Annotated in this window: 18 protein-coding genes, 1 tRNA gene and 2 pseudogenes; 15 read left to right on the top strand and 6 right to left on the bottom strand. The window is 41.7% G+C overall.

Going from position 1 to position 15841, the window contains the following annotated elements; genetic code table 11:
• Positions 1-95: 95 nt before the first annotated feature.
• Both MTN95_RS15775 and MTN95_RS15770 read right to left on the bottom strand, forming a co-directional pair.
• A complete protein-coding gene (locus tag MTN95_RS15775; protein WP_024122063.1) occupies positions 96-557 on the bottom strand; it encodes an endolytic transglycosylase MltG in 462 nt (153 codons plus the stop codon).
• Complete coding sequence (locus tag MTN95_RS15770) at positions 554-907, bottom strand: hypothetical protein (RefSeq protein WP_010334943.1); 354 nt, start codon at positions 905-907, stop codon at positions 554-556. Before MTN95_RS15770 ends, MTN95_RS15775 begins: the two co-directional genes overlap by 4 nt.
• Before the next feature lie 179 nt (positions 908-1086).
• Here MTN95_RS15770 and MTN95_RS15765 point away from each other — a divergent pair, with 179 nt between their 5' ends.
• The 12 genes and pseudogenes from MTN95_RS15765 (at position 1087) to MTN95_RS15710 (ending at position 11380) form a co-directional block, all read left to right on the top strand.
• Positions 1087-1557, top strand: a complete 471-nt coding sequence (locus MTN95_RS15765; protein WP_248338891.1) for a hypothetical protein — start codon at positions 1087-1089, stop codon at positions 1555-1557.
• On the top strand, positions 1554-2639 hold the full coding sequence (locus tag MTN95_RS15760) for a glycosyltransferase family 4 protein (protein ID WP_248338889.1): 1086 nt from the start codon (positions 1554-1556) through the stop codon (positions 2637-2639). Before MTN95_RS15765 ends, MTN95_RS15760 begins: the two co-directional genes overlap by 4 nt.
• Before the next feature lie 84 nt (positions 2640-2723).
• Positions 2724-2873: a 50S ribosomal protein L33 gene (gene rpmG / locus MTN95_RS15755; RefSeq protein WP_003153056.1), complete on the top strand. Its 150-nt coding sequence runs from the start codon at positions 2724-2726 to the stop codon at positions 2871-2873.
• A gap of 82 nt (positions 2874-2955) precedes the next feature.
• Positions 2956-3519 (top strand): 5-formyltetrahydrofolate cyclo-ligase, encoded by a 564-nt coding sequence (locus tag MTN95_RS15750; protein WP_248338887.1) that lies wholly within the window; start codon positions 2956-2958, stop codon positions 3517-3519.
• A 66-nt stretch (positions 3520-3585) separates the two neighbouring features.
• Entirely contained in the window at positions 3586-3759 is a 174-nt protein-coding gene (locus MTN95_RS15745; protein WP_024122059.1) for a hypothetical protein, read from the top strand.
• An 88-nt stretch (positions 3760-3847) separates the two neighbouring features.
• Positions 3848-5368 (top strand): rhomboid family intramembrane serine protease, encoded by a 1521-nt coding sequence (gene yqgP, locus MTN95_RS15740; protein WP_248338884.1) that lies wholly within the window; start codon positions 3848-3850, stop codon positions 5366-5368.
• A gap of 130 nt (positions 5369-5498) precedes the next feature.
• Positions 5499-5715: pseudogene (locus tag MTN95_RS15735) on the top strand (YqgQ family protein).
• Positions 5716-5725: 10 nt separating this feature from the next.
• Positions 5726-6691, top strand: coding sequence for an ROK family glucokinase (gene glcK / locus MTN95_RS15730; RefSeq protein WP_248338883.1), 966 nt, complete (start codon positions 5726-5728; stop codon positions 6689-6691).
• A gap of 116 nt (positions 6692-6807) precedes the next feature.
• Positions 6808-8724 (top strand): LTA synthase family protein, encoded by a 1917-nt coding sequence (locus tag MTN95_RS15725; RefSeq protein ID WP_248338882.1) that lies wholly within the window; start codon positions 6808-6810, stop codon positions 8722-8724.
• An 81-nt stretch (positions 8725-8805) separates the two neighbouring features.
• A complete protein-coding gene (locus tag MTN95_RS15720) occupies positions 8806-9936 on the top strand; it encodes a M14 family metallopeptidase (protein WP_105955569.1) in 1131 nt (376 codons plus the stop codon).
• A 67-nt stretch (positions 9937-10003) separates the two neighbouring features.
• Positions 10004-11062: a YqgU-like beta propeller domain-containing protein gene (locus MTN95_RS15715; protein WP_248338881.1), complete on the top strand. Its 1059-nt coding sequence runs from the start codon at positions 10004-10006 to the stop codon at positions 11060-11062.
• 3 nt (positions 11063-11065) lie between these two features.
• Positions 11066-11380, top strand: coding sequence for an MTH1187 family thiamine-binding protein (locus MTN95_RS15710; RefSeq protein WP_248338880.1), 315 nt, complete (start codon positions 11066-11068; stop codon positions 11378-11380).
• Between the two features lie 32 nt (positions 11381-11412).
• On the opposite strand, the gene MTN95_RS15705 is transcribed toward MTN95_RS15710, so the two are convergent.
• Positions 11413-11586 (bottom strand): DUF2759 domain-containing protein, encoded by a 174-nt coding sequence (locus MTN95_RS15705; protein ID WP_010334935.1) that lies wholly within the window; start codon positions 11584-11586, stop codon positions 11413-11415.
• Positions 11587-11742: 156 nt separating this feature from the next.
• Between MTN95_RS15705 and MTN95_RS15700 the strand changes: the two genes are divergently transcribed.
• A complete protein-coding gene (locus MTN95_RS15700) occupies positions 11743-12378 on the top strand; it encodes an MBL fold metallo-hydrolase (RefSeq protein WP_105955571.1) in 636 nt (211 codons plus the stop codon).
• Positions 12379-12417: 39 nt separating this feature from the next.
• Here the strand turns inward: MTN95_RS15700 and MTN95_RS15695 are convergent, their stop codons facing one another.
• A complete protein-coding gene (locus MTN95_RS15695; protein WP_003226300.1) occupies positions 12418-12663 on the bottom strand; it encodes a DUF2626 domain-containing protein in 246 nt (81 codons plus the stop codon).
• A gap of 233 nt (positions 12664-12896) precedes the next feature.
• Here MTN95_RS15695 and mgsR point away from each other — a divergent pair, with 233 nt between their 5' ends.
• A complete protein-coding gene (mgsR, locus tag MTN95_RS15690) occupies positions 12897-13277 on the top strand; it encodes a transcriptional regulator MgsR (protein WP_026014741.1) in 381 nt (126 codons plus the stop codon).
• A 65-nt stretch (positions 13278-13342) separates the two neighbouring features.
• On the opposite strand, the gene MTN95_RS15685 is transcribed toward mgsR, so the two are convergent.
• Positions 13343-13415, bottom strand: a tRNA-Gln gene (locus MTN95_RS15685).
• 96 nt (positions 13416-13511) lie between these two features.
• On the opposite strand from MTN95_RS15685, the gene MTN95_RS15680 reads away from it, so the two are divergent.
• Positions 13512-14351, top strand: a complete 840-nt coding sequence (locus MTN95_RS15680; RefSeq protein WP_044154573.1) for an STAS domain-containing protein — start codon at positions 13512-13514, stop codon at positions 14349-14351.
• Positions 14352-14430: 79 nt separating this feature from the next.
• On the opposite strand, the pseudogene MTN95_RS15675 reads toward MTN95_RS15680, so the two are convergent.
• Positions 14431-15760: pseudogene (locus MTN95_RS15675) on the bottom strand (hemolysin family protein).
• Between the last annotated feature and the right edge of the window lie 81 nt (positions 15761-15841).

Here is a 15841-nt window from a genome sequence, read left to right as displayed (position 1 = left end):
TCTTATTTCGGATAACAACTATCCGTTTTCAAACTTGAAGGTGTTTTTTATTTGTCTCATCTTATGGGGTCAGTCCCTTACATAGCCTGTTTTTTTTATCGTGTTAATGTTTTAACGATCTTTTTGAAGCTCATATCTGATTTAACTTTAAATTCTCCGGCACGAATCTCCTTGTGATACCCAGCGTCGATCACGTAGTCATTAAAGTCCTTAGCTGAAGAAATAATGCCTTCTTTTTCAAGAATAGCTGATACATCTGCGGTGCTCATGCCGTCTTTAATGATGAGCTTGTACGTTTTTACTTTGTTTTTCGAGTCTGAGCTGCTGTCATCGCTCAGAGATTTCTCTTTTGAGTCGAGAAGCTTTTGATATTCATCACGGTTAACAGAAACCATTTTTTTAGAATCGAGATAATTGTTCACGTCTTGCTCGGTTACTGTTTTTTGTTCTTTTACAGCAGCGGCTTGATCTTCATCTGTCAGATAAAAAACACTTGCGAGAACGGCTGTCGCTAATATGATACCGCCGGCAAATGCCTGAATGCCTCGTTTTGTCATACGAGCACCTTCTCATTATCTTTTATAATCGTATTCACGTCTTCTACTGATACATGCTCAGCTTTAGCAATTGCTTCAGCTGACATGCCGTTATTATATTTAGAAAGTATTTGTTTGGCGATCTTTTGATTGATGCCGCTGTTCTTTGCTTTGCGGATCACAAGGTTTGTTTCAAGTAATTCTTCCTCAAGCACTGTCATTTTCTTTTTGAGCTTATAAATTTCCTGCATAGCAGAAAGCTGCAATGTTTCAAGCTCCTGCTCGACATCTTTCATCGGATCTCGTTGAGAATATGAGAATGCAATTAGCGCTATACTGACGATAAACAACGCAATAATAGCAATTTCCACGTTTCATCACCTTCTATTCTTTTTTTATCCTTCTTTTTTATACCATAAAACAAGTGGATTCTAAAGGAATTCGCGAAAAAAACGAGTTTTTGTCGAGAAATCTTTCTTTTCTTCCTTTATGGGTAATGGTTTAATAGGATCACCGAGCCAATGGAAGGAAAGGAGAATGTGAGAAGCCTATGGACAAACACTCATTTCCCCATAACATTCGAAGCGGGATTCCTTTTTTTAGGGACATATTCGACATGAACATCCAAAACTCTCACACATTAACAGTCCGATGGAATCTTTCAGTTGAGACGATGAAACTGGCGGAAACCGTGCTTTTCGAAAAAACGCCGGACATGATAAAAGAAATCCGTATTTTCGTGAAAAGAAACGGTATAGAAGCTGTCAGGACGAAACGCATAAAACGGGATAAAGGGAAATGGATCATTGTTCAGGTGCCTGGTAATGCTTTATATCGCGCTGAATGCAGAATACTGAATTCGATAAATGTTTCTCTCAAACTAGCTGAAACAGAGGACATCTTTCTTGCAGAAAACGGTGTCAGCGACATAAACAGTTTCCGCAATGCAGAAATACATACCAGGTGGGAGGAGCAATTTTCTGCTTATACCTGCTATTGCAGTGAGGGAAGAGGGAAATGAACATCCTTATGCTTTCATTCGAGCATCCTAATAAACCGAAAAGCGGGCTTGGCGTTCATTTGAGTCGTCTTATTTCCTATTTAAATCCGCATATCAAAATAACGATATGCGTTCCAAGCGGTAAGCTATGTTCCTATGCGAATGTTGAAGACTTTATAGCTGATGTCAATTTTAGAATGGTTCAACAAGTGTTGTCATGCAGTGAACGCTTTGATCTGATTCATGCCCATGATGACATGACGGCCCCTGCCGCTCATTATTTGAAAAAGCAGCTTGGCATTCCGCTTGCCGCAACGATCCACGGGCTTGAAAGCAGAAGGAAGCGTGCATGCAAAGAAACGCCTCATCCGTACAGGGTGCTGACGGAAAGGCTCCTCCTCGACATTTCCGACGAACTGATTGTGTTAAGCACTTTTATGAAGAGATCGATGAATGAGGCGTATCCGTTTCGTGAAAAAATAACCGTCATCCCAAGCCCTCTGTCTCTGCAGGCAAAAAGCGGCCTAGCTGAAAGGATCATTCATAAAAGATACTTGTTTTCGTTTGGAAGGTTTGTTCCGGAAAAAGGGTTTTCACAGCTGTTGAAGGTATTTTCTATACTGAACAAATGCCGGCCTGACCTTCAGTTGGTGCTAGCTGGACAAGGGCCGTTTCTTGCTGCCTATGAGAAACAGGCTGAGCAATTGAGCATAAAGGAAAGTGTAATGTTTTATCCTTTTTTAAATAGAAGAGAGATCGTGACGTTACTGTCTCAATGTGAAATGGCTGTTTTCCCAAGCTTTTATGAACCCTTTGGGCTCGCTGCACAAGAAAGCATGGAACAAGGCGTGCTGACAGCTGTTTCACAGTCAGGCGGTTTTTGTGACTTTGCCGTTCATGACAAAACTGCAATTGCTGCTGATTTTTCGCAAGAACGGGAGGCAGCCGATAGGCTTCACAACATATTAATAGATGAAGAAAAGGCCCGCCGGATAAAAGAAGCGGGCAGAGAACAAGTGATGAAACTGCATCATCCACGGATCATCACAGCATCATATTTGCAGCTTTATCAGCGTCTATCCAATAAATCATCATTTCATTGAAAAACATCCTAGCATTCCGTGCATTATAGTGGTATTATATATAAGTCTGAATAAGTAAATGATATTTAGTTTGGAGGGAAAACAATGCGCGTTAATATTACTTTGGCTTGCACAGAATGTGGTGAGCGTAACTATATTTCTAAAAAGAACAAACGCAACAATCCAGACCGCGTTGAATTTAAAAAATATTGCCCACGTGATAAAAAATCTACGTTACACCGTGAAACAAAATAACAGCGTAGCTGTTTGAGGTGTAAGAAAAAAGCCAGAGCTTTGAAAAAGGTTCTGGCTTTTTTCTATTCCGAGGGGGATGGAAATGAAATCACAATTAAGAAAAGAAACAATAGAAACGTTATCAGCGATATCGAGTGAAGAACTGTCTAAGAAAACTGCGCGTATCAACAAGCATTTATTTTCACTCCAAGAGTGGCAAAATGCCTGCACCATAGCCGTCACCATTTCAAGAGGGCTGGAGGTACCGACACGGCCGATCATCGAAAAAGCCTGGGGCGAAGGGAAAGAAGTTTGTATTCCAAAGTGTGATCCCGACACGAAAAGAATGCAGTTCCGCACATTCCAAGCGGATGATCAGCTTGAAACGGTTTACGCCGGACTTCAGGAGCCGATGATTGAGAAAACGAATGAAGTGATCCAATCACAGATTGATTTGATGATCGTGCCTGGCGTATGTTTCGATGCCAACGGCTATAGGATTGGCTTTGGCGGCGGTTATTATGATCGTTATTTAAGTGATTATAAAGGGAACACAGTTTCTTTGCTTTTAGAATGCCAGCTGTATGATCACGTGCCGCATCTGTCACATGATATCCCGGTTCAAATGCTGGTTACTGAGGATCGAATCATTTCTTGCTTTTCATAGCTTTCTCGTCCCTCCGTCAAGAATAAATAAGAAAGAATAACAAATCCTAATGGCAGGAGGGATATAATGAAAAAATTTATGATCTATGCCATTTGTGCTGTTTCTGCCGTGATGTTTTACCAAAACCGTTACCGTCTCATGAATACCGTGCTCAGCCAGCCCGGGATCAGGCGGTCCTTTATTCATCTTTTTTTAAGAATCCCGTTTATCCGCAATAAGTTTATACAGCAAGCTTTTTAAAAATCCCGTTTTCACGGGATTTTTTGCTTTTAGTAGGCGTCAAGAGCACCAGCTGTTATAATGAAAAAAAACCATTGGAGCGGTAAACATGTATTTGTTGGAGTATACATATTGGAAGGTCGCGGCGCATTTAGTAAGAAGAGGATATGGCGTCATACAATCCGGTGAATCTGATGAAATATGGCTGGAAGCACCGGATAAATCCTCTCATGATCTGATTCGCCTCTTTAAACAGAATATTGATTTTCGCCAAGAAATTGCAAGGGACATAGAAGTGCAGGCGGAGCGAGTAGAGCATGTCAGGAAGTCTATCGGCAAGCGGAATTTGATGCTGCTGAATGTGCTGATTTCAGCGGAAGCCCCTGTCGATGACTGGGAGGAAATCGCTGAAAAGCCTTTTGAAAAGGGACAGGTATCCGTTGAAACGGCACTTGTGACTGGCACTTCGCTTCATGAAGATCTGCAGGCAGTTTTTCCCTCACTTGATGCTGTTGAATGGACGGAAGACCGAGACTCATTGGAACACGTCCAAATGGCGAAAGAACACTTTTTTTCACTAGTGCAGAAACAAGAAGAACAGCGAAAAAAAGAAGCGGCGTTTTTCCAGAATGGAAAACCGATCTTTACATATTTGTTCATCGCGCTGCAGCTCGTGATGTTTTTCCTGCTCGAAATAAACGGAGGCAGCACCAATACGGAGACGCTTGTTGCTTTCGGCGCTAAGGAAAACGGCCTGATTGCAGCCGGAGAATGGTGGCGCCTGCTGACGCCGATTGTGCTTCATATCGGCCTTGCGCATTTAGCCTTTAACACGCTGGCTTTATGGTCGGTTGGAACCGCTGTTGAGCGCATGTATGGATCAGGCAGATTTTTGCTGATTTATTTGGCGGCGGGTATCACGGGATCGATCGCCAGCTTCGTGTTCAGTCCGTATCCTTCAGCCGGTGCTTCAGGCGCCATATTCGGATGCTTAGGCGCATTGCTGTATGTAGCTGTGTCAAACCGAAAAATGTTTCTAAAAACGATAGGCACAAATATTATTGTTATTATCCTGATAAACCTGGGTTTTGGCTTTGCGGTCTCAAATATTGATAATTCCGGGCATATTGGCGGCTTGGCCGGCGGTTTTCTTGCTGCGGCAGCACTTGGTTTGCCAAAAGCAAAAGACTGGGGCAAAAAAATGGTGTCAGCGATTCTGCTGGCTGCCCTGGCCGGCGGTTTTCTCTATTACGGATTGCATTCACCGTCCCATCAGGAGACAGCGCTGATCCGGCAGGCAAATGAGCTTTACCAGGAAGGAAAATATAAAGAAGTAACCGAATTGCTGAACGGTGAAGCAGAGCAGAAAGACGCTTCAGCTGATCTTCTGAAAGTCCTGGCAGTTTCTGATATTCAAATCGGCGAATATGATCAGGCGATTTCTCTTTTGGAAAGAGCAGTGCAAAAAAAGCCTAAAGACCATGCGTCCTATTACAATTTGGCATTGCTGTATGCGGAAAAAAATGAACTTGGTCAAGCTGACGAGGCAATCAGGACCGCTGTAAAGCTGAAGCCGAAGGAGAAGCGTTATATAGAACTGCAGCAGCAAATTGAAAATAACAAAGAATAAATGGCTGGATGAGAAAACGTTGAATTTGCCAAGGAATGAATCCCGGGTATTTTTGTCAGCGTTTTCTTCTTGACTGGCCGGTTCTTTATGACTACGCTATTTATAGTTAAGATCAAGAATGGTGAGGAATATGAATACATTTTATGATGTACAGCAGCTGTTAAAAACATTTGGACACATTGTTTACTTTGGTGACAGAGAGCTTGAAATTGAGTTTATGCTTGATGAATTAAAGGAACTATATATAAATCATATGATTGAGAAGGAGCAGTGGGCTAAAGCGGCAGCTGTCCTTCATAAAGAGCTGGAACAAACAAAAAAACGGAAGAGATTTACGTAAAGGTTAAGGTGATATAAATGGACGAGATATGGTTTGCGGGAATCGATCTTGGAGGAACGACGATAAAACTCGCATTTATTAATCAATATGGAGAGATTCAGCATAAATGGGAAGTCCCGACCGATAAGTCCGGTGACACCATTACCGTGACAATAGCAAAAGCGATTGACAGCAAGCTGGATGAGCTTCATAAACCGAAGCACATCGTCAAATATATAGGAATGGGCGCACCGGGGCCAGTAGATATGGCAACTGGGGTCGTTTATGAAACGGTAAATCTGGGCTGGAAAAACTATGCTTTAAAAAATCATCTGGAAACGGAAATAGGCATCCCTGCGGTTATAGAAAATGATGCGAATATTGCCGCGCTCGGAGAAATGTGGAAGGGTGCGGGTGATGGCGCAAAAGACGTCATTCTCGTTACGCTAGGCACAGGAGTTGGCGGCGGTATTATTGTGAATGGGGAGATTGTGCACGGGATAAATGGCGCTGGCGGAGAAATCGGCCATATTTGCAGCATCCCTGAAGGCGGGGCGCCGTGCAACTGCGGTAAAACAGGCTGTATTGAAACCATCGCGTCAGCAACTGGCATTGTCAGAATTGCAAAAGAGAAAATTGCAAAAGCTAAAAAGCCGACTCAATTAAAAGCATCTGATCATTTAACGGCACGAGATGTATTTGAAGCAGCAAATGAAAATGATGAATTAGCTCTTGAAGTTGTCGATTATGTAGCTAAGCATCTCGGCCTGGTGCTTGGCAATCTGGCCAGCTCGCTTAATCCGTCAAAAATTGTTCTCGGCGGCGGCGTTTCAAGAGCCGGAGAATTGCTGAGATCCAAAGTCGAGAAAACATTCCGTGTATGTGCCTTTCCGCGCGCTGCGGAAGCGGCTGATATATCTATTGCGGCGCTTGGAAATGATGCGGGCGTTATCGGAGGGGCTTGGATTGCTAAGAATGAATGGCTGAAACACCAAAATTGTTAAATTTGTGAAAATGAAATTGATTTTTTGTTATGTTCAGGTTAAGATTTAATTTGATGTGTTAATGAGAATGTTGTGAATAGACTGATTTTTTGAGCGTGCTTGCATAGGAGGTTGAAATGCGAAAAACGTTTTTTTCGATGATTTCATTTATGCTGATTGCCATTTTAATGATGTGGCTGAAAACGTATGTTGTTTACAAAACCAGTTTTCATATTAAAATTGACAATCTTACGCAGGAATTTATTCTGTTTATCAACCCATTGAGCTTTTTGCTGCTTATTTTTGGCTTCAGCCTGTTTTTAAAGGGAAGAAACAGAAATCGTTACATTATTGCCATGAGTTGTATTGTCACATTTGTTTTGCTGGCGAATATGGTTTTTTATCGTTTTTACAATGATTTCCTAACGATTCCGGTTCTTTTTCAAACAAGCAATATGGGTGATCTGGGAAGCAGCATCGGAACGCTTCTTGAGCCGACAGACCTCCTATTGGCTGTAGATATCGTGATTTTAATATGGCTTCATATGCGTCAAAAAGCCTTTCAATCAGACATCACCTCTACGAAAAATGAACGGGCGGCATATTTTTTGTTTGTGGCTTCCGTTTATTTCTTCAACTTAGGTCTGTCTGAGGCAGAACGGCCGCAGCTATTGACACGCTCATTTGACAGAGAAATGCTCGTTAAAAATATCAGCCTGTTTAATTTTCATATTTATGACGGAGTACTTCAGTCGAAGCAATCCGCACAAAGAGCGCTGGCTGACAGCAACAGCCTGACGGAAATTGAAAACTATGTCACAGCCAATGCGAAAGATGCCAATAAGAACTTATTTGGCGCCGCAAAAGGCAGAAACGTCATACTTGTATCTCTGGAGTCGACACAAAGCTTTGTGATCAATGAAAAGGTGAACGGAAAAGAAATCACCCCGTTTTTGAATGATTTTATAAAAGAAAGCTATAACTTTAGTAATGTTTACCACCAAACAGGGCAGGGGAAAACCTCTGATTCTGAATTTATCGTTGACAATTCACTTTATCCGCTTGGACGAGGCGCTGTGTTCTTTACAAATGCGGGCAATCAATACATGGCCGCGCCAGAGATTCTCAAAAATAACGGATATTATTCAGCGGTGCTCCATGCCAATAATAAAAGCTTTTGGAATCGCGACTTAATGTACGATTCATTTGGGTATGATTCATTTTTTGATATTGAATCGTATGATGTCAATGACGATAATTCAGTCGGCTGGGGGCTGAAGGATAAAGAATTTTTTGAACAGTCTTCAGAGCTGATGAAAAACCTGCCTCAGCCGTTTTACTCCAGGCTGATCACACTCACGAACCACTTTCCGTTTGACCTTGATGAAGAGGACAAATTGATTGAGGAATATGATTCAAGCAGCCAAACGTTAAACAAGTATTTCCCAACTGTTCGTTATCAGGATGAGGCGCTGAAACGATTTATCGAAAAGTTAAAGGAAGACGGGTTATATGATAACTCCATTATTGTTTTATACGGTGACCATTACGGGATATCGGAAAACCATAATGAAGCGATGGGGCAGTTTTTAGGGAAAGAAATTACACCATTTGAAGAAGTGCAGCTCCAAAAAGTGCCGTTTGTCGTTCATATTCCTGGAATTACAGACAAGAAGCCGAAAACGATTGATAAAGTAGGCGGACAAATCGATATCCGGCCGACGCTGATGAATCTGTTAGGTATTGATACAAAGAACTTCATTCAATTCGGCAACGATCTGCTTTCTGACGATAAACTGGACTTTACAGTGCTGCGGGACGGAAGCTTTATCACAGACCAGATCGTGTATACTGACGGTCTATGTTATGACAAAGCGACCGGAAAGCCTTTGAAAGAGGCAAAGCAATGTGAAACATTTGCAGATAAAGCGAAGCAGGAGCTTTCACTTTCTGATGAAATCATTTACGGAGATTTGTTACGATTTTATGATCAGGAAAGACTGGACAATTCGTCAAAAAGAAAAGAAAAACAAATTCTAGATCAGGCCTCATGATCACAAAGTCTCCCGTATCAAAAAATGCGGGAGGCTTTCTTTTTTAAAAAACGCCGTCATATAGTAACAAAAAGGGGGATGATGATGGCGTTTATTACGATAAAACCTGAGATCAAATACAATTTGGCTTTATTGGCAAGAGAACTGAAGATAGATGAGACATTGCTTAGAAGTGCCAATCAAACAGCACAGAAACATCAATTGTACTGTCCGGGTTATAAGATTGAAGAAAGCACCGATAAGGAGCTTCAATCCATTCAGGAAGTAAAGCGCTTTTTACACCCGCTGCAGCTGCAGCCTGCTGATGACTGGCTGCAACAAGAAAAAATCTATGACTTTCTTGCTGTCGAAGAGGAAATAAAAAAAATAATCAATGTGTTTCCGTTTGTTTCATGCCGGGAAATCGGACGTTCCGTTTTGGGCAGGCCGATCTGGGAGCTGGCGGTTGGGGGAGAGCATACCTCCAAAAAAGTTCACATGAATGCATCGTTTCATGCAAATGAGTGGATTACCACGTCTGTATTGCTGAAGTGGCTGAAGGAATATTGCCTTTCTTTATGTCATAATACGAATTTCTTTGGTTTTACTCCTTTGGAGCTGTTCAGCCGAACCTCTCTGTCTCTTGTTCCTCTTGTGAATCCGGATGGCGTTGATCTTGTCTTACACGGATCAGCGGGCATGGGAGACAGGAGAGATGAACTTGAAAGACTAAACTGCCATCGTCCGAATTTTAATGAATGGAAAGCAAATATTAAAGGAGTTGATTTAAATAAACAATTCCCGTCTTTATGGGAAATTGAAAAATACCGCAAACCAAAAACGCCCAGCTACCGAGATTTTCCCGGAACTTCTCCGCTCACAGAGCCGGAATCCATTGCGATGCAGCAGCTGATAACAGCGGATCCGCCTGACAGGCTGGTGGCCCTTCACACTCAAGGAGAAGAAATCTATTGGGGATATAAAGGCCTTGAGCCCGAAGAATCAGCTGCGGTAATAAAGGATTTTGAGACGATAAGCGGAAACATTTATAAAGGAGTCAAGGATATTGACAGCTATGCGGGATTCCGCGACTGGTTTATTCATCACTATTTTAAGGAAGGTTATACGGTGGAACTTGGAAAAGGCCAAAATCCCTTGCCGTTTGAGCAGTTTTCACATATTTATCAGGCGACAAGCGGGATCTTATGGAGGTCGTTATTTTTTCTTGAATAACTGAAACTTTTTCTGTTTCGTGCCGTATCAAATATGGGACAATAAATATGATCGGAGGGGGAGGCTGATGAGATCAGTTTGTTTGATTCTGCTGTCAGCATTGCTAGTTTGTTTATCGGCATGCGAACCATCTCATCAGCAGCAAAAACAGGCAGCGACGGCAAAAAGTGAGGAAAAAGAGATTGTTCCGCTGCCAGCAGGAAAAGCGGACGGAGCGGAAGGCTGGCTCAATAACAACACCATTCTCTATACTGTCTCAGAGCCGACAAAAACAGAGCTTCTTGCATATCAAATCTTTAATGGCAAAACGAAAAAGCTCTATCAGACGGATGGTCAAATCGTTGATGTTCAAATCAATCCCAAGAAACAGATGATTCTGCTGCAGATCACGCATAGCCAACAGACAGCAGTAGTTTTGCTGAATCAAAAAGGGGAGAAGCTGTACCAGAAAGAATACGAAACGTACGAGCTGGAGGCAGCATGGAATCAGTATGATCCGTATCAAATGATGGTCACGGTATTCACTGAAAACTGGGACTTCCATACATATCACGTGGATGCCAAAAAAGACAAGTCTGCTTTAAGTCGAATACAGGTACCGTTTGTCCATTGGACCTCAAAAGACACATTTGACTATCTAAAAGAGGGAAGAAACGATAAAGAAGGCCCTTTGTATACGTATGATATTGCTTCTGAAAAGGAGAAAAAGCTGGAGGAGGATGTCCTTTACTTTGATTCTTTTCATAATATGAGCTTTAGCGTCAAAGCAGATTCCGGAGAGAACGGCTTGTATGAATTTACATCACCGCAATTGAATGGTGAAGCAGTTACAGCAGAATGGCCGCTCCAAACCAAATATACAAGTCTGGCTCCGATGGAGTATGATTTTGATGAGGCTGGCGGTCTGTTTTACACGTTTAAAGAAAGCGGGGACGCATTTAAGCTGTCAGCGATTGATATGAAATCGGGAAAGGCGCAGGATATTCTTACTTTGCCTGAAATGGAGCCGATCCAAGTATCCCCGAACGGAAAATATGCGTTGTACGGTTTTCATTTTGAGCGCATAATTTCATTAATATCACATGAAATGAAGCCAATCATCATTGATAAAAAGGAGATGGAATAATTAATGGCTATCGCAGATGTAACCATTATCCCAATCGGAACAGAAACACCTAGTGTGAGCGCCTACGTGGCGGATGTGCAGAAAATTTTAGAGGGCTACAAGGCAGAAGGGAAAATCAAATATCAGCTGACACCAATGAACACACTGATTGAAGGCGAGCTCAGCGACCTTTTTGCTGTGATTCAGGCGATTCACGAAGCGCCGTTCCAAAAAGGGCTTCACAGAGTGGCGACCAACATTCGCATCGATGACAGACGGGACAAAAAAACGACGCTTGAAAGTAAAATAGAAAGCGTGAATAAACATTTACAGCAATAAAAAATAAACCTGTATCCCATTGGATACAGGTTTTAATGTGCAGTAGGATAACCGCTGTTTATCACCGTCATCACTGTAAACCAGCCAAACACACACAAGGTGGCCCCGGCTAATAAAAATCCAAGTATATTTTTGTTTTTCACAGAACGCAAGACTCCCCATAAAGCGAAAAGAGCGACAAGGCCGAAAATCACGACAAGTAACATTACGCAGCCCCCTTTACATTGAAAAACCTGCAATTCTTTCCATTTTTATTCTACCCGTTTTCAGTGTGTTTGTCGATAGCGTTTTCATAGCGATTGTTTGAATCTTTTTTCAAAAACCCTCATAATAGGAGCATAAAAAGGAAAGAGGTGAGAAAAGTGAAATGGAGAAGAATGCCTGTAGGACCGATTCAAGCGAATGCATATTTTTTAATCAGTGATGATCAATGCCTGATTTTTGATCCGGGCGGCGAAGGAGATAAAATCAACCAATACATAAAAGAAAAAGGATTAACGCCTTTAGCCATTTTACTGACACACGCCCATTTTGACCATATTGGGGCGCTGGATGACGTGAGAGACAGATGGGATATTCCTGTCTATCTGCATCAAAATGAAAAGAATTGGCTTACAGATGCCTCATTAAACGGCTCAGGATTGCTGAGAGGGATAGAAGTGACAGCTAAGCCGGCAGATCATTTGATTGAAGGGGACGGTGAGCTGAATATTGGGCCTTTCCATCTGGAGACGCTATTTACACCGGGACATTCCCCAGGAAGCGTTTCATATTACGTGAAGGATGCCGACCTGGTGATTTCCGGTGATGTCCTGTTTCAAGGCGGGATAGGCCGTACAGATTTACATGGAGGCGACCAAGAAACGCTGCTGACGTCTATCCATGAAAAATTGCTTACACTGCCGGAGCATACATTGGTGTTAAGCGGACATGGTCCTGAAACTGACGTGCAGACTGAGCAGGATCAAAATCCGTTTTTAAATGGTTTTTCATTATAGAAAAAGAGACAAACCGATGAGGTTTGTCTCTTTTTGCCTTTAATGTCCTCCGCCGCCTGGTACCATAATAAAAATGGAATAGTATGTGAAGCCGGCAAAGAAGATGGTTAAATAAGCGCCAAAGATATAAATGTACATCCGTTCTGTTAAATTCAAATACGATAGAAACACAAATAAGATCGTCTGTCCAAAAAATAAAAGGGAAGCATCTTTCATATCACCTAAATAAAACATGACTGCAAATATTCCCGTCCAAAATCCTAACACCCGGAACATGCGATTCATTTTTTATCCCCTCCCGAGAGTCCCTCTGACTGTTATTATAATGGATCACGGACAAAAATGTAAACATTTTCATTATTAATATGAAAAATGGTATTTAACCCTTTGATTGCGTTTTCTATTATATGTGCGGTTTTTTAGAAATAACCCGAAAAAAAGTTCAATAAATGGTTTAAAGAAAAATTGATACGGGTAGTTATTCTACAAAGAGATGGTTAACTGGAGGAGGAAAAAACATAATGGAACAATTAACTTTTTACTCATACCCAAGCTGCACGTCATGCCGAAAAACAAAACATTGGCTCAAAGCGCACCAGATTGAATTTAACGAACGGCACTTATTCAGAGAAACTCCAACGATGGATGAATTAAAGTATATTTTATCTTTAACCACAGAAGGAATTGACGAAATTTTAGCAACAAGAAGCCAAACCTTCAAAAATTTAAATTTAAACATTGAAGATATGACTGTAAACGAAGTGCTGGAACTTTTAATTGAGAAACCGAAGCTTTTGCGCCGTCCGATTCTCGTGGACAACAGGAAGCTTGTTATCGGATACAATCCGGGAGAACTGTTAAAGTTATCGAAGAAGAAAACGGTTCATCAATCTGCATGATGAAAAACCGAAGATCCGCTGATTTGCTTGAATCAGCTTATCTTCGGTTTTTCACAGTTCAGAAACTGGGCTAGCTGGATTCGAACCAACGATCACGGAGTCAAAGTCCATTGCCTTACCGCTTGGCTATATAGCCCATTGAATATAAAAATAGTATGTGTAACGTGAGACAAGTTATACATATCAATCATACACTTTTTGAAAGATAAACATCACAGGAGGTAACCGATTGAAATGAAAGCTCTAGATCAGTATTTAACAGAGCACAAAGAAGACATTACACTCCAATGGCTGGAAACATGCACGTTAAAAGGAAGTTTGCTGTATTCTGCAAAAGATCAGCAAAAATTAGAACGGAAATTAAAAGAGCAGCATGAATCATTGGTAGCCATTGTAGCAAAATCCATTAGAAAAGAAGAGGTGAAGGATCAGCTTAACCAATGGTCACTTCAATGTGCCAGAGACCGTGCTGTTCATGAAGTGACCGTGACGGAAAGTGTCAGTCAGTTTAACGCTTTCAGGCACATCATGTGGCAATGGATTCAAGACTTCAGCGAAGCCGCTTCTTCCCAAGAAATCGGCATCCAGGAGATATTTGAGTGGAGCAAGATTTTGAATCAAACGATTGATGAGATTATCGAGGTATTTACAGAAGAATATCATCAGGTCACGGTGATCCAATTAAATGCGCAAAAAGAAATGATCAATGAATTGAGCGCACCGATTATGCCGATTTCTAAAGAGATTGGGATTCTTCCCCTTGTTGGTGAAATTGACACGTACAGAGCGAGAACCATTTTGGAATCCGTTTTGGCCCAATGCTCGGCGTTAAAGCTTTCATATTTATTTTTAGATATATCCGGTGTTCCCATCGTCGATACGATGGTTGCCTATCAAATCTTTAAAGTGATTGACAGCACCAAACTGCTGGGCATTGAGACGATTATTTCAGGAATCAGGCCTGAAATCGCCCAGACTGTTGTGAAGCTCGGATTAGATTTTTCGAATGTGAAAACAGAGCAAAGTCTTGCTAAAGCTTTAGCCAACAAAGGATTTAAGATAGAAGAATCTTAAGATGTCCCTTAAGGGATGTATTTTTTTGAAGCACGTTCAACAATGAAGAGAAGCAACAGCTGAACAGCCTGTGCTAGGGCTATTCAGCTTTTTTTACTTCGATAAACAAAATATGGTGACTGTCGATGTCTTTTACCTTGAATGAGTAGCCGTCATATTCAATGACACTTTCAGGCTCGGCGTCTATGTTTTGTGTGAGAAACCAGCCTCCGAGCGTATCGACTTCAGCATCTGATAAATCAGTTCCTAGCAGGTTATTCACGTCACTGATTAATAACTTCGCATTTAATAAATAATGATCTTTTCCCAGCTCACGAACATGAGGCACTTCATCTGCATCGAATTCATCACGTATTTCTCCTACAATTTCTTCAATAATATCCTCGACGGTGATCAATCCTGAAGTTCCGCCATACTCATCAATGAGAATCGCCATATGAGTGCGTTCCTTTTGCATTTTAATGAGTAATTTGTAAATCGGAATGGTCTCAATGACATGAATGACGGGCTGTATGAAGGGTTCAATTTTGTGCTTCTGAAAAGAAAAATCTTTCGTCAGCAATGAAAACAGCACTTCTTTCATATTGATCACGCCGATGACGTTATCTTTATCTTCCTTAACAACAGGGTAACGGGTATATTTGGTCTGCTTAACCGTTTCCCGCATGTTTGGAATCGAGTCATCCTCAATAGACAAACTGACCATTTCGTTTCGCGGGACCATGATCTCCTTTGCCATTCGTTTATCAAATGTAAAGATATTATTCATATATTTTAATTCGCTTTTTCTGATTTCTCCGCTTTTATAGCTTTCGGTCAACAGTACTCTAAGCTCTTCCTCCGTATAAGCCAGTTCATGCTCTGATGCCGGCTTCAGCCCAAAAAGTCCTGTGATCATTCTGGCAGACTGGTTAAGGAGCCAAATGAACGGAAACATGATTTTATAAAACCAGATTAATGGTTTCGCGAGCATCAGCGTAATGCTTTCTGCTTTTTGAATCGCGAAGCTCTTCGGTGCCAGTTCCCCGATGACGACATTTAAATACGTTACCACTAAAAAGGCGATAATAAGGGAAAGAAGATGGGTAAGCGACTCGTTTAAACCTGCCTTATGAAAGAGCGGACGAAGCAGAGTCTGTACAGTCGGTTCACCCAGCCAGCCGAGTCCTAAAGCTGCGACCGTGATGCCCAGCTGGCAGGCTGATAAATATTCGTCAAGATGTGTGACCACATGTTTTGCCGCTTTAGCGCCTTTTTTGCCTTTTGCGACAAGCTGATCAATTCTGGATCGCCTGACTTTTACGATCGAAAATTCTACGGCGACAAAAAATCCCGTTAACAAAATTAAAAACGCGACTGCTAATAAATTGATAAATTCCAAAATAAACTGCCTTCTCCAAGGAAGGCATGCACCTCCCTTTCCGATGTCTTTCTACATTCCATACCACCGGCAAAAGCTCACAAAACATGTGATGAAGTGCCTAAATGGT

This window comes from Bacillus sp. 2CMS4F (genome assembly GCF_023161785.1).
In the GTDB taxonomy this organism is placed as follows: Bacteria; Bacillota; Bacilli; order Bacillales; family Bacillaceae; genus Bacillus; species Bacillus halotolerans.
Note: the sequence above shows the minus strand (reverse complement) of the source record. Positions and strands in the feature narration are given on the sequence as shown.

Bases quoted from the DNA above. Each gene is read 5' to 3' on its own strand.
- MTN95_RS15775 (WP_024122063.1), bottom strand. From the start codon at position 557: ATGACAAAACGAGGCATTCAGGCATTTGCCGGCGGTATCATATTAGCG.
- MTN95_RS15765 (WP_248338891.1), top strand. From the start codon at position 1,087: ATGGACAAACACTCATTTCCCCATAACATTCGAAGCGGGATTCCTTTT.
- MTN95_RS15760 (WP_248338889.1), top strand. From the start codon at position 1,554: ATGAACATCCTTATGCTTTCATTCGAGCATCCTAATAAACCGAAAAGC.
- rpmG (WP_003153056.1), top strand. From the start codon at position 2,724: ATGCGCGTTAATATTACTTTGGCTTGCACAGAATGTGGTGAGCGTAAC.
- MTN95_RS15750 (WP_248338887.1), top strand. From the start codon at position 2,956: ATGAAATCACAATTAAGAAAAGAAACAATAGAAACGTTATCAGCGATA.
- MTN95_RS15745 (WP_024122059.1), top strand. From the start codon at position 3,586: ATGAAAAAATTTATGATCTATGCCATTTGTGCTGTTTCTGCCGTGATG.
- yqgP (WP_248338884.1), top strand. From the start codon at position 3,848: ATGTATTTGTTGGAGTATACATATTGGAAGGTCGCGGCGCATTTAGTA.
- glcK (WP_248338883.1), top strand. From the start codon at position 5,726: ATGGACGAGATATGGTTTGCGGGAATCGATCTTGGAGGAACGACGATA.
- MTN95_RS15725 (WP_248338882.1), top strand. From the start codon at position 6,808: ATGCGAAAAACGTTTTTTTCGATGATTTCATTTATGCTGATTGCCATT.
- MTN95_RS15720 (WP_105955569.1), top strand. From the start codon at position 8,806: ATGATGGCGTTTATTACGATAAAACCTGAGATCAAATACAATTTGGCT.
- MTN95_RS15715 (WP_248338881.1), top strand. From the start codon at position 10,004: ATGAGATCAGTTTGTTTGATTCTGCTGTCAGCATTGCTAGTTTGTTTA.
- MTN95_RS15710 (WP_248338880.1), top strand. From the start codon at position 11,066: ATGGCTATCGCAGATGTAACCATTATCCCAATCGGAACAGAAACACCT.
- MTN95_RS15705 (WP_010334935.1), bottom strand. From the start codon at position 11,586: ATGTTACTTGTCGTGATTTTCGGCCTTGTCGCTCTTTTCGCTTTATGG.
- MTN95_RS15695 (WP_003226300.1), bottom strand. From the start codon at position 12,663: ATGAATCGCATGTTCCGGGTGTTAGGATTTTGGACGGGAATATTTGCA.
- MTN95_RS15680 (WP_044154573.1), top strand. From the start codon at position 13,512: ATGAAAGCTCTAGATCAGTATTTAACAGAGCACAAAGAAGACATTACA.